This is a genomic window from Anaerostipes faecalis, from assembly GCF_018982945.1.
Taxonomy (GTDB): domain Bacteria; phylum Bacillota; class Clostridia; order Lachnospirales; family Lachnospiraceae; genus Anaerostipes; species Anaerostipes faecalis.
Genome location: NZ_JABRXE010000004.1, coordinates 101,353 through 113,767, shown reverse-complemented (window position 1 = coordinate 113,767; position 12,415 = coordinate 101,353). Strand labels below are relative to the sequence as shown.

Below are 12,415 nucleotides of genomic sequence, written 5' to 3'. Positions count from 1 at the left end.
CCTTATTTATTCTAATCATTAATTAATGTGTTATCAATAAGTCTTGTTTTTCCAATATATACAGCCATAGCAAGCATACATTCTCCATCCAGTGTTTCAACCGGTGCCATGGAAACTGCATCCACTGCTTCCACATAATCAATCTTCGCCAATGGCTCAGTTTCAATATTCGCTTTCATTGCTGCGATCACTTTTGCTGCATTCTTTTCTGTTGCTGCCAGTTCTTTTCCAAGTTTGATGGTTTTGGATAAGATCAGTGCTGCTTTTCTTTCTTCCGGAGACAAATAAGTATTTCTGGAACTTTTAGCCAGCCCATCTTCTTCACGGACGATCGGACATCCAACGATATTGATATCCATATTCAGATCACGGACCATACGACGGATCACAGCCAGTTGCTGTCCATCTTTCTGTCCGAAATATGCATTATCCGGTGTTACGATATTAAATAATTTGTTTACTACAGTACAAACACCACGGAAATGGATTGGTCTTGTTTTTCCACAAAGCCCTTCTGTTAATCCGGTCATATCCACAAAAGAGCAGAAATCCTTTTCATACATTTCTTCCGGTTCCGGATGGAAAATCAAATCAACTCCTACTTCCTCACATAACTTTGCATCATGATCCAGATCCCTTGGGTATTCTGCAAGATCTTCTGTTGGTCCAAACTGCATTGGATTTACAAAAATACTGACTACTACTTTATCATTGTTTTTTCTTGCAGCTTCCATCAGGCTTTTATGTCCTTCATGAAGATATCCCATGGTTGGAACGAGTCCTACTGTCAGTCCCTGTTTCTTCCATTCCTTTACCTGTTCCCTTACCTCTTTTACTGTTTCAACAATTTTCATTGCATTTCTCCTTATATTTCATTACTTCTAGTACAATTTTTCTATAATATCATCGCTGATGGCATATGTGTGCTCTTTTGCCGGAAATGTGCCATCCTGCACTTCTGTCATATATTGTGCAACAGCATCTTTCATAATATCTCCAACCTGAGCAAACTGTTTTACAAATTTAGGAACAAAATTTCCATACATAGATAACATATCCTGATATACCAGAACCTGTCCATCACAATCTGCTCCTGCGCCGATTCCAATAGTCGGAATATGAAGTTTCTCTGTAATAATAGATGCCAGTTTTGCAGGAATTCCTTCCAAAACAACCATAAATGCACCTGCTGCTTCTACAGCCAGAGCTGCTTCAATCAATTCCTGTGCTGCTGCTTCACTTTTCCCCTGTACGCGGAATCCACCAAAAGCATTTACAGACTGTGGAGTCAGACCAATATGTGCACAAACAGGAATCTGCGCTTTCACGATTGCTTCAATCTGAGGACATACGTCTTTTCCACCTTCCAGCTTTACAGCTGTACAACCGGTTTCTTTCATAATACGTCCTGCATTTACAACTGCATCATATACAGATGTATGATATGACAAGAATGGCATATCTACTACGATCAGGGCCTCTTTTGCACCACGGACAACAGCTGCTCCGTGATGGATCATATCTTCTACGGTTACTGGAATTGTTGAATCATAACCAAGCATTACCATTCCAAGAGAATCTCCAACTAACATTGTATGAATTCCAGCCTCATCAAACAGCTTTGCTGTTGAATAATCATAAGCTGTCAGCATGGAAATCTTTTCACCGTTATCTTTCATTTTTTGTAAGGTACTCACTGTTTGTTTCATTTTTCTTCCTCCAATAATTGCTTCATATCTGCATAATCTGTTTCCGGATGCTTATCCTCTGCAATTTTAATGATTTCTTTCGTCAAAGCCTTATAGGTATCCATTTCCTGAGAATCAAGCACATCTAAATGTTTTTCCAGGGTTCCCAGATCATGACGTTCTACCGGTCCGGTAAGAGCCTTCATGGTACCTGTTTCAAAAATATTATTGAGATTTTGTAATGCTAAAGGCTTAATGGCACATAGTGCTTCTTCTTTACTAAATCCGCATTTGCTTAAAAGTCCCATGGACTGGTTTATAAGTCCTACCATCAGGTTTGATGCAAATACCGCAGCCGCATGATATCTTGCTTTGTCTTCTTTTTGCATTGGTACAAATGTATTTGGACATTCATGCAGCATTTTCAGAAGCTTTTCCATATGGTCTTTATCACCTTCAACCGTGAACAGTGCCTGCTTCAGGTCATCATATGCAGTTTTCTTACTTTTAAATGGAAACATTGGATGAATAGAATAACCGTATGCACCGGTTTCTTCAATCCCAGAAAGAACAGCGGAGCTTAAAGATCCGCTACAGTGACAGATATACTTTCCTCTTATCGGAAAAGTTTTAATCTGTTTCCAGACTCCTTCAATCGCATCGTCTGGTACCGTTAGAAAAAGAACATCACACATTGTTAACATTTTGTCAATCCTGCCAATATGTGTTGTATTGCATTGTTCTGCCGCTTCACCTGCTGATGCTTGTGTGCGACTATAGAATCCCACAACGGGAATATCATTGTGTACAAAGTAATCTCCAAGGGAACAGCCTACCTTGCCAGCCCCGATAAATCCTACTTTCATACATTATCACCTACTTTCGTCAGGTGATGTTCTAATTATAACCGGTATGATTTCTTTCAAGAATACCATCCAAGTGGTACTATATCACTGTATATACGAAAAGGCAAGTATTAAATGGGATACCAGACCTATTTTTGTTATTTTTTTGACAAATCATTTTAAAAAGAAAAGACCCTTTCGAGTCTCTTCCATTTCTTCTACTGATTATTTTCTGTTGCTTCTTCGAATTTTCCTCTGTATCTTTTTGTCAAAGTGTAAATTGTATCTTTCAATTCATCTGTAAGCTGTTCTGTCTTAACGCGCCATTCCCAGTTATCTCCCACAGTAGATGGTGTATTAATCCGTGCTTCACTTCCAAGTCCCAGATAATCCTGTAAAGGAATGATAACCATATCACCTTTGCTTTCCAGAGCAAGAGAAATCAAATCAAGATTAACTTTTCCTGTGCGTTCAATAGTACTATGTGACAGATAATGTTCCAAAAAGTTTTTATCATCCTGTGATAATGTCTCATACCATCCTTCTACAGTATCATTATCATGAGTACCTGTATAAACCACACAGTTTTCAGAATATTTATGCGGAAGGTAAATACTGTCATCCCATGCACCAAAGGCAAACTCCAGTATTTTCATTCCTGGATATCCTGTATCCTTTAATAATTTATGGACTCCATCTGTTAAAAAGCCAAGATCTTCTGCAATAACCTTTTTATCTCCCAGTTCCTGTTTCATTGTTTCAAAGAAATCATATCCCGGACCTGCTGCCCATTCTCCATTAACTGCTGTTTCATCCTCAGCAGGAATTTCAAAATATTCATCAAAACCGCGAAAATGATCCAGTCGAAGTACATCATATAACAAGAAATTATGAGAAAGGCGTTCCATCCACCATTTATAGCCTGTCTTCTTATGGTATTCCCAATCGTATACAGGATTGGACCATACCTGTCCATCTTTTGCAAAAGCATCCGGAGGACATCCTCCAACAACCGAAGGCTCTCCATCTTCTGTTACTTTAAATAATTCTTTATGATTTTTAAAAGCAGTCCCTGATAATGCAACATAAAATGGCAAATCTCCAATAATTTCAATTCCTTTATCATTGGCATAGGCTTTAAGTTTCAACCATTGCTTCAAAAAGACATACTGGCCAAATTTAAAATACCCTTCTTTACATTCCGGTTTCTGTTCCATCATAAATGCATCATATTCATCCAGCCAATGTTTATTGTCTTCAACAAATTTCTTAAAATCTGTATCAGGCTTAAATCTGGTATAGGCCTTTCTTAAAAGCAGCCTGCGGCTCTTATGTACATTATCATAATTAACTTTACCTGTATTCTCTTCTTTAAACTCTTCTATTTCTTCATTCGTTAATAATCCTTCTTCTACAAGCTGCTCCAGGTCTATATATAATGTACTTCCTGCAAAACTTGAAAAAGAAAGATAAGGGGAATTCCCCGCTCCTATGGTTCCCAAAGGTAAAATCTGCCAGTATTTCTGTCCTGAATCTGCCAGAAAATCAACAAAATCATACGCTTCTTTTGAAAAACATCCTATTCCATAAGACGACGGTAAACTAAAAATTGGTAACAATATTCCACTAGCTTTCATTGAATTCTCCCTTTAACTACATTTACAGATAACATTATTTTTTATTATATCACACTTTTTGTTATAGAGAATGGTTAAAATCTTGTACAATTCACTATATTTGATGTTTTTTCAAAATCAACCGGATGGCTTCATATAAATGAGGCTTTAATTCCTGTACAGATACTGGCTGTCCCGTGAGAATAGAGCTGTAACAACATCCACTTACCAGTTCGATGATCATATAGATCATTACTTCCGGCTTATCGAATTTGTGTCCTGAATCATTCAACAGTTTCATATATATATCATAAATATTTCTCTGAGCATCATCGATTGGATCAACAAGAGAATTTTTAAACATTCCCCAGCCCAAATGTTTTGAAATCAATTTTAGTAATGTAGGATTTTTCTCCAGTTCATCGATGATCTGATCGATCAGAAAAATAATCTGATCTTCAAAAACAGGAATTTCTTCTTCTTGAAGACGATTGTATGCCTTTTTAAAAACTTCTGCAGATTTAAAGGCAATCAGTTTATAACGAATATCTACCTTATCTTTAAAATATAGATAAAAGGTTCCTTTTGCCACACCTGCTTTATTGGCAATATCTGAGATAGACGTTTTATGAAAGCCGTTCTGTGTAAATAGGGCATATGCTGTATCCAATAACGCTGTTTGCTTTCTTTTCTTTTTTTCCTCAACTTTCTTCAAAGAAATCCTCCTTTCTCTTCTTTTTATTAAGTATATCTCAAAATGGGCAAAAATCAAATTTTCTATAAGATTTTTAAATGTTATTGACTTTTAGTCATTTTTGTTATATACCATTATTTAGAAAAAAATGACTAAAGGTCAGTATTAAATTATGGAGGTTATTATGATCAAGTTTGGAAAATGGATTGCAAAACATAAAAAACTAATCGTGGCACTTTCCCTGATTTTGTTAATCCCTTCTGTCATTGGGATTTCCAAAACCAGAATTAATTATGATATTCTTAGCTATCTTCCAAATTCTCTGGAAACCGTAAAAGGTCAGGATATTATGGTAGACCAGTTTGGTGCCGGTGCATATTCCATGATTATCGTAGAGGATATGAAATTACAAGACGTACAGAAACTAAAACAAAAGCTGGAGAAAACAGAACATGTAGATAAAATTATCTGGTATGACGATATTGCGGATTTAAGTGTTCCAAAAGAAATGCTTCCTCAAAAAATCCGGAATGTATTTTTTCATAAAAATGCCACTTTGATGATTGCAATGTTCGACAAAACCACCTCCTCTGATGAAACGATGGATGCTGTTACCCACATGCGTCATATCGTAGGAAAACAATGTTTTCTAAGTGGTATGTCTGGCGTTGTAACTGATATTAAAAATCTGGTTATCCAGGAAATACCTATTTATGTAACAATTGCTGCCATACTTTCCTTTTTGGTACTTTGCCTTAGTATGGATTCCTTCATGGTTGCCATATTGTTTCTTTTAAGTATAGGCATGGCAATTCTTTATAATCTGGGAACGAATATTTTCCTGAATGATGTATCTTACCTTACAATGGCTCTAACCGCCATTTTGCAGCTGGGAGTTACCATGGATTATTCCATTTTTCTTCTTCATAGCTACGAAGATAATTTAGTACGATTTGAAAATGATAAAAATCGTGCCATGGCACATGCCATTTCAAATACATTTAAATCTGTTGCCGGAAGCTCTGTTACCACCATTGCAGGTTTCATTGCTTTGTGTTTCATGACTTTTGCTTTAGGTGCCAACCTTGGAATTGTTATGGCCAAGGGTGTTGTTATTGGAGTTGTCTGCTGTATAACAATACTTCCAGCCTTGATTCTTGTATTTGACCCATTGATTGAAAGAACAAAGCATCGCTGTCTGATGCCTGATTTTACCAGTGCTTCTCATTTTATAACAAAACACTATAAAGCATTTATTGTAATTTTCCTTGTTATGTTATTCCCTGCTGTCTATGGAAATAATCATACCGGAATTTATTACAATATAGATAAATCTCTTCCGCAGGATCTTCCCAGCAATGTGGCAAACAAGAAATTAAGCGACGAATTTCATATGAGTAACATTCATATGATTTTATTAAAAAACGGACTATCTTCCAAAGAAAAAACTAACATGCAAAAAGAGATTGACAAAGTGGATGGAGTAGAATGGTGTTTGGGAATGAATTCTATTATCGGTTCAAGCATTCCTTCTGACATGATTCCTGATTCCATGAAAGAAACGTTACAAAGTGACGATTATGAAATGCAGTTTATCTGTTCTAAATATAAATCTGCCACTAAAGAAGTAAATCAGCAGATTAAACAGATTAACAGCATTGTGAAAAAATACAGCAGCCAGTCCATGGTCATTGGTGAAGCACCTTTAATGAATGATTTGGAAACGGTAACTGATGTGGATTTAAGAAACGTAAATATGGCTTCCATTGCTGCAATTTTTGTTATTATCCTCATTGTATTTCGTTCCATTTCCCTTCCATTTCTTCTGGTTGCAGTTATTGAGTTCGCTATCAATGTTAATATGGCAATACCTTACTATACCGGACTGACACTACCTTTTGTGGCAAGTATTGTTATTGGAACAATTCAGCTGGGAGCAACTGTTGATTATGCTATTTTAATGACCAGTCGCTATCAGAAAGAACGATTACGGGGAGCTGGAAAGAAAGATTCCATCCGTATTGCCCATGAAACTTCCATGCAATCTATCATTACCAGCGGATCAAGTTTCTTCGCGGCAACTGTTGGAATCGCTTTTTATTCCAATATTGATATGATCAGCTCAATCTGCACGTTGCTGGCAAGAGGAGCTATCATCAGTACTATCGCTGTCATTTGTATCTTGCCGGCAATGTTTATGGTATTCGATAAAGTAATCTGTAAAACAACCCTTCATATGGGACATTTAGAATAGGAGCAATATGTTATGAGAAAAAGAATAATAAGTAAAAGTTTTGCAATTCTGCTAACAGCAGTTCTGACAGCAACATCTGTAACACCTGTTTTTGCTTCCGATGATGTTGAAAAGGAAGAAACTGTTTATGTAAAAACTGACTCAAACGGAAATGAAAAATCTATAATTGTAAGTGACTGGCTGAAAAACTTTACCAGTGAGAAGGAAATCAAAGATGCCACAGATTTAACAGATATTGAAAATGTAAAAGGTAACGAAACATTTTCTCGTGGAAAAAATCACAAAATTACATGGTCTGCCAACGGAAATGATATTTACTATCAGGGTAATTCCAATAAAAGCCTTCCAGTGACCATGAAAGTTACCTATTATTTAGACGGCAAAAAAACCAGTCCTGCTAAACTGGTTGGAAAATCCGGTAAAATAAAAATTCATTATTCTTACACTAACCACTCTAAGATACAAAAGACCATTCAGGGAAAAAGCACTACTGTCTATACACCATTTACCATGGTCACTGCTGCCATTTTGAATACTGATCATTTTTCCAATGTAAAAGTATCCAATGGTAAAGTGATTTCTGACGGTAATAAGCACATTGTCATCGGTGTAGCAATGCCAGGTCTTTCAAAAAGCCTGAATCTGGACCAAACAAGTCTTGGAGATGCTTTTGATCTTCCAGAAGACTTTGAAATCACTGCTGATGCGAAAGATTTTCAGATGTCTGTAACAGCCACTGTTGCAACAGCAAACACCTTGTCTGAACTTGGTCTTGATCATATAGATTCCTTTGATGAGCTTACATCCTCACTTCATCGGCTTGAAGATGCATCCAATCAGCTGGTCGATGGTTCCAGGGAATTGGTGGAAGGCGTTGAAAAACTGTCTTCAGCATCCAAAGAATTGAAAGCCGGAACTTCAAAATTAAGTAAAAGTTCCAAGGATTTATCCAGTGGCCTCAATCAACTGGCAAACGGATCTGCGGATTTAAAAAATGGTACTTCACAGCTGGCTTCTAAAACAAGGAAACTTCCTTCTTCTGTACAGGAACTGGACTCTGGGATCAAACAAATCATAAACCAATTAAAAAATTCTGTACCAGATGAAAACAGCCAGGAAAAACTTCAGCAAAATCTGCAAAATGCACAGAAAGAAGTTACCGCTGAACTTACAAATATCAAAACAAAAACGGAACAGATCGGCTCATCCACTCAAAATATTGGTGTTTGTGCCCAGTCCATAGGAACATCAGCCGTTCATATCGGTTCCCAGGCAGAAAAAATCGGATCTTTGGCACAGGATGAAAATATTCCTGCAGAACAACGCCAGCAATTAGCTTCCATTGCCGGAGCTTTGGCACAGGATGCAGATTCTCTTGGAAATCATGCTAAAACCATTGGAAACAATGTTTCTTCTATCGGAAGTTCTGCCACTTCCATCGGAAACAGCTTAAAGCAAACACAAACAGATCTGCAGGTTATTGCGGCATCCCTTGGAAATATCCAGAAATTACTGACGGCTACAAAAAATTCTACTGCTAAACTTCAATCTGCATTACAACAGATTTCTGCAGGAACCAGCCGGTTACTGGCCTCTTCCAGAACCTTAACCTCTTCCATCGGTCAGTTAAATGCCGGTGCTTCCACTTTAAACAATGGCTTAACATCTGCATCCAAAGGAGGAAAGCAACTAAGTGCCGGTGCCAGTACATTAGACAACGGAACCGGAAAACTGGTTATTGGTATTTCTCAATTACAATCCGGTGCCAGTACATTAAATCAAGGTATGATTACTTTTCACAATGATGGTATTAAAAAACTGACAGATACCATTAATGGAGATCTTCAGGAAACTTTAGACCGTGCAAATGCAGTTGTAGATGCGGGAAATGATTATCAGACCTTTACCCAAAAGGCAGGCAATGCAAAAGGCAGCGTCAAATTTATGATTGAAACTGAAGAAATTGAAAAATAGACTTAAAGAAAGAGCATTGGTCCTAACCATTTTATCAGTCAACTCCAATGCTCTCTTTTTTATTATTTTATTCTACAGCAGGCTCTGTGTTGAAATGTAATACTTTTCGATCTGTCCACAGCAAAAATGCTGCTAATATAATAGATAACCCCTCACTTAATGGCATGGCAATCCAGATGGTAAATCCACCAATTGCCATTGGAAGAAATGACAAAATCAAAATTGGGAATATGATGGTTCTAAACGTCGCCAGAACGGTTCCTCTTATTCCATCATTTAATGCAACAAAGATAGCTGTTACCATGGTTCCAACACCATATAGCAGATAATTCAGCGAGAAAATCCAGAACACTTTTATGGTCATATTATATACTTCACTGCCTTCCGGACAATACATTAAAATTACTGGTTTTGCCAGTATACATGCTACTCCAAATATCAAAACAGATGCCAATACTATGGTTATACTTCCATTCTTAATATACTGTTTAATTTTATCAAATTTTTTCTCTCCAAGATTATAACTGATAATTGGGCTGATTCCTTTTCCATATCCATATAGACTGGAAGCAAATAACCACTGAGAATACAGTAAAATGGTAATAGCTGCACATCCTGTTTCTCCATAATACTTAATGGAGACAATATTATAAAGAGCTGTAATCAATCCAAGAGCTGCACTCTGAATCAGATCTGCTACACCAAGCCAGCATGTTTTTCCTAAATCTTTTCCTGAGAAATCAGGAATCACAAAATGTAATTCCTGTTTTTTATTACATAACACAAGAATAGAACCAATGGCTGAAACAAGCATTCCACATCCTGCTCCCAATGCAGATCCCATGATTCCCAGATGAAATACTCCGATAAATAAATATACTGTTGCAATTTCAACAACTCCGGCAATAACAGTTAATGCACACCCTACTCCAGGTCTTCCTGCTACGACTAAAACCAGCTGAAACATGGTCTGAATCATATAAAAAACGCCAAATATTACATGAACTTTTACATATTCATCACAATAAGGCATTAATCTTTGAGTTGCACCAAGAGTTTCCAGAAGAGATGTTCTAAAAACAAATACCAATGCCAGGTAAACTGCTGTTATGATTGCTCCAAATAGAGTGACCATCGTCAGATTGGAACAGGCTTCTTTTATTTTTCCTTCACCTAGTTTTTTCCCGATTACCGCACATGCACCTGCACCGAGCATCGCTGCCAGTCCTTCTTCCACTGACAAGATCGGATAACAGATGTCAATCGCTGCCAGAGCATCTGTATTAATCATACTGGAACTGATTGCTGAGTTGATCAGCTGATACACTCCAAGCCACAAATTTAATGCGATTGTAGGTACTGCAAACAGCAGTAATGTTTTCCAGTTGAAATCTCTTTTTAACTTGTTTTCATCCATCATCATTTCATCCATAGTTTTGTCCTCCTTTTCGTTTGTCCTTTTATAATGATTCACTATGTTCAAGACTCCCTCGGGAGTCATTTCCCATCTGATATACACACTGACCATGAATATAAGTTTCCAATACATGAACTTCACTGTATTGATGATCAGGCACCGTTCGTAAATCCCGGTCTGTTATGATAAAGTCTGCTTCTTTTCCCGGTTCCAATGAACCAAATGTACTTTCAACTCCCATCTGATAGGCTCCATTTATGGTAAATGCATATAGCATCTGCTCTAAAGTGACTTTTTCTTCCAAATTCAGGAGAGTCTCTTCCGCTGTCACGGGAAATTTACGATTTACCGCAATCTCCATACCTGCTAAAGGAACTACCGGAAGGGTTACCGGATAATCTGAAGCTCCCGTCACATTTAATCCGCCATCAAAGAACATCTTCATCGGATATTCTTTCTTCGCTCTTTCTCCCAAAACCTTCTCTTCAACTTCTTCATAGTAACCTGCTTCTTTAAAAAACCAATAAGGATTGGCAGCTGCCGTAACTCCCAGTTTTTTCATTCGCTTTACATCTTCAGGACGAACCAGCTGTAAATGTGTAATGGCCGGGCGGAATTCTTCAAATTCTCCAAGCCATCCATGTTCAGGTTGAGTATTTTCTGCATTTTCCAAGGCGGTCAATGCCATATCCAGTGCAGCATCGCCAATAGCATGCATATGAATCTGAAATCCCATTTTTTTTGCAATCTGACAGATATCATTTAGTTCTTCCTGTGTCCAGTTTGCAAGTCCATAATATCCCGGTTTATTACTGTACTCATCAAATAAATATGCGGTTTGTCCTTCTACAACACCATCCACCATGATTTTTACAAAGTCGTTTCGATATTTTGTTCCATTATAGGATGTGCTCTGGTCATAGAACTTTTCCAACTGCTTTTTATAAGATTTTCTCTGATTGCAAAAATATCCGGTCTGAAATCTGATTTTTAATCTTCCTTCAGCATCTAGTTCTTCATATGCCTTTCTCACCGTATCGGGACGTTCCATAACCGGCTCAAAAACAGATGTAATTCCATTGGACAAAAATTCTCTTTGCTCTTCTTCCATGCTCTCTTTCATACCTTCCACAGAATAAGCCTCCGGAACCGCTTTATCCAATAAAAATCCGATCCATTCCTTAAAATAACCTGTCGGTTCACCATCTTTATCCAGCACAATTTCTCCCTGCAATTCTGATTCTGTATCTACTGTAATACCAGCTAGTTCCAAAGCTTTTGTGTTTCCCCATCTTCCATGTCCATCCTCAGACATTAATACGATAGGTTTATGATCACAAATCTGATCCAACATCTGTCGAGTCGGTCCATTTTCAAATGCTGTAACTGTCCATCCATTTCCTATGTAATAATCGTCTTCTGGATTTTCATCTACAAAGTCTTTAATCGCTTTTAAGGTATCTTCTTTTGTATCACAATCAAACAATTCTATACTTTTTTGTTTAATGGCACCACAATAGGAATAGTGTCCATGACCATCAGTAAACCCAGGCATTATCATCCCTTTTAATTCTTCAATTATTTTTATTTCTTCTGATGTGACACTCTTTACTTCATTCCATGAACCAATAGCTGCAACTTTTCCATCCTTGATATACATTGCTTCTGCCCATGGTTTTTCTCGATTTCCTGTGAAAATCTTACCTTTTACAATCAATTCATTTCTCACAATAATTTCTCCAATCTAATCTATCATTTGTAAAATAAATACACTTCAAGTTAAACAAAAACAAAGCAGACAAAGATACCTTTTCTCAGGCATCCTTGTCTGCTTACAAGAGAATCATAAACCCATGTGTAACACATGAGTCAATGGTTAATTTGATTTTTATTTTTATTCTTGCTATATTACAAGAAAACAGGAAAG

At 37.2% G+C, this 12,415-nt stretch carries 9 protein-coding genes; 2 read left to right on the top strand and 7 right to left on the bottom strand.

Features of this window, described 5'->3' with window-relative positions:
• Window positions 1-11 precede the first annotated feature (11 nt).
• The 5 genes from panC to KTB61_RS06105 form a co-directional block, all read right to left on the bottom strand.
• Window positions 12-854, bottom strand: coding sequence for a pantoate--beta-alanine ligase (gene panC / locus KTB61_RS06125; RefSeq protein WP_216697034.1), 843 nt, complete (start codon window positions 852-854; stop codon window positions 12-14).
• Window positions 855-881: 27 nt separating this feature from the next.
• Complete coding sequence (panB, locus tag KTB61_RS06120; protein WP_075760074.1) at window positions 882-1,709, bottom strand: 3-methyl-2-oxobutanoate hydroxymethyltransferase; 828 nt, start codon at window positions 1,707-1,709, stop codon at window positions 882-884.
• Window positions 1,706-2,554: a Rossmann-like and DUF2520 domain-containing protein gene (locus tag KTB61_RS06115; RefSeq protein ID WP_075760073.1), complete on the bottom strand. Its 849-nt coding sequence runs from the start codon at window positions 2,552-2,554 to the stop codon at window positions 1,706-1,708. The genes panB and KTB61_RS06115 overlap by 4 nt, the downstream gene beginning before the upstream one ends.
• Window positions 2,555-2,751: 197 nt before the next feature.
• Window positions 2,752-4,170: a 4-alpha-glucanotransferase gene (gene malQ / locus KTB61_RS06110; RefSeq protein ID WP_075760072.1), complete on the bottom strand. Its 1,419-nt coding sequence runs from the start codon at window positions 4,168-4,170 to the stop codon at window positions 2,752-2,754.
• Window positions 4,171-4,264: 94 nt separating this feature from the next.
• Window positions 4,265-4,864 (bottom strand): TetR/AcrR family transcriptional regulator, encoded by a 600-nt coding sequence (locus tag KTB61_RS06105; protein WP_075760071.1) that lies wholly within the window; start codon window positions 4,862-4,864, stop codon window positions 4,265-4,267.
• 163 nt (window positions 4,865-5,027) lie between these two features.
• On the opposite strand from KTB61_RS06105, the gene KTB61_RS06100 reads away from it, so the two are divergent.
• A complete protein-coding gene (locus KTB61_RS06100) occupies window positions 5,028-7,097 on the top strand; it encodes an efflux RND transporter permease subunit (protein ID WP_216697033.1) in 2,070 nt (689 codons plus the stop codon).
• A gap of 12 nt (window positions 7,098-7,109) precedes the next feature.
• Entirely contained in the window at window positions 7,110-9,071 is a 1,962-nt protein-coding gene (locus KTB61_RS06095) for a YhgE/Pip domain-containing protein (RefSeq protein WP_216697032.1), read from the top strand.
• A gap of 67 nt (window positions 9,072-9,138) precedes the next feature.
• On the opposite strand, the gene KTB61_RS06090 is transcribed toward KTB61_RS06095, so the two are convergent.
• Window positions 9,139-10,503: an MATE family efflux transporter gene (locus tag KTB61_RS06090; RefSeq protein WP_075760068.1), complete on the bottom strand. Its 1,365-nt coding sequence runs from the start codon at window positions 10,501-10,503 to the stop codon at window positions 9,139-9,141.
• A 28-nt stretch (window positions 10,504-10,531) separates the two neighbouring features.
• Window positions 10,532-12,217 (bottom strand): amidohydrolase, encoded by a 1,686-nt coding sequence (locus tag KTB61_RS06085; RefSeq protein WP_216697031.1) that lies wholly within the window; start codon window positions 12,215-12,217, stop codon window positions 10,532-10,534.
• Window positions 12,218-12,415: the final 198 nt, after the last annotated feature.

Excerpts from the sequence above, each read along its gene's own strand:
- panC (WP_216697034.1), bottom strand. The coding sequence starts at position 854 with ATGAAAATTGTTGAAACAGTAAAAGAGGTAAGGGAACAGGTAAAGGAA.
- panB (WP_075760074.1), bottom strand. The coding sequence starts at position 1,709 with ATGAAACAAACAGTGAGTACCTTACAAAAAATGAAAGATAACGGTGAA.
- KTB61_RS06115 (WP_075760073.1), bottom strand. The coding sequence starts at position 2,554 with ATGAAAGTAGGATTTATCGGGGCTGGCAAGGTAGGCTGTTCCCTTGGA.
- malQ (WP_075760072.1), bottom strand. The coding sequence starts at position 4,170 with ATGAAAGCTAGTGGAATATTGTTACCAATTTTTAGTTTACCGTCGTCT.
- KTB61_RS06100 (WP_216697033.1), top strand. The coding sequence starts at position 5,028 with ATGATCAAGTTTGGAAAATGGATTGCAAAACATAAAAAACTAATCGTG.
- KTB61_RS06095 (WP_216697032.1), top strand. The coding sequence starts at position 7,110 with ATGAGAAAAAGAATAATAAGTAAAAGTTTTGCAATTCTGCTAACAGCA.
- KTB61_RS06090 (WP_075760068.1), bottom strand. The coding sequence starts at position 10,503 with ATGGATGAAATGATGATGGATGAAAACAAGTTAAAAAGAGATTTCAAC.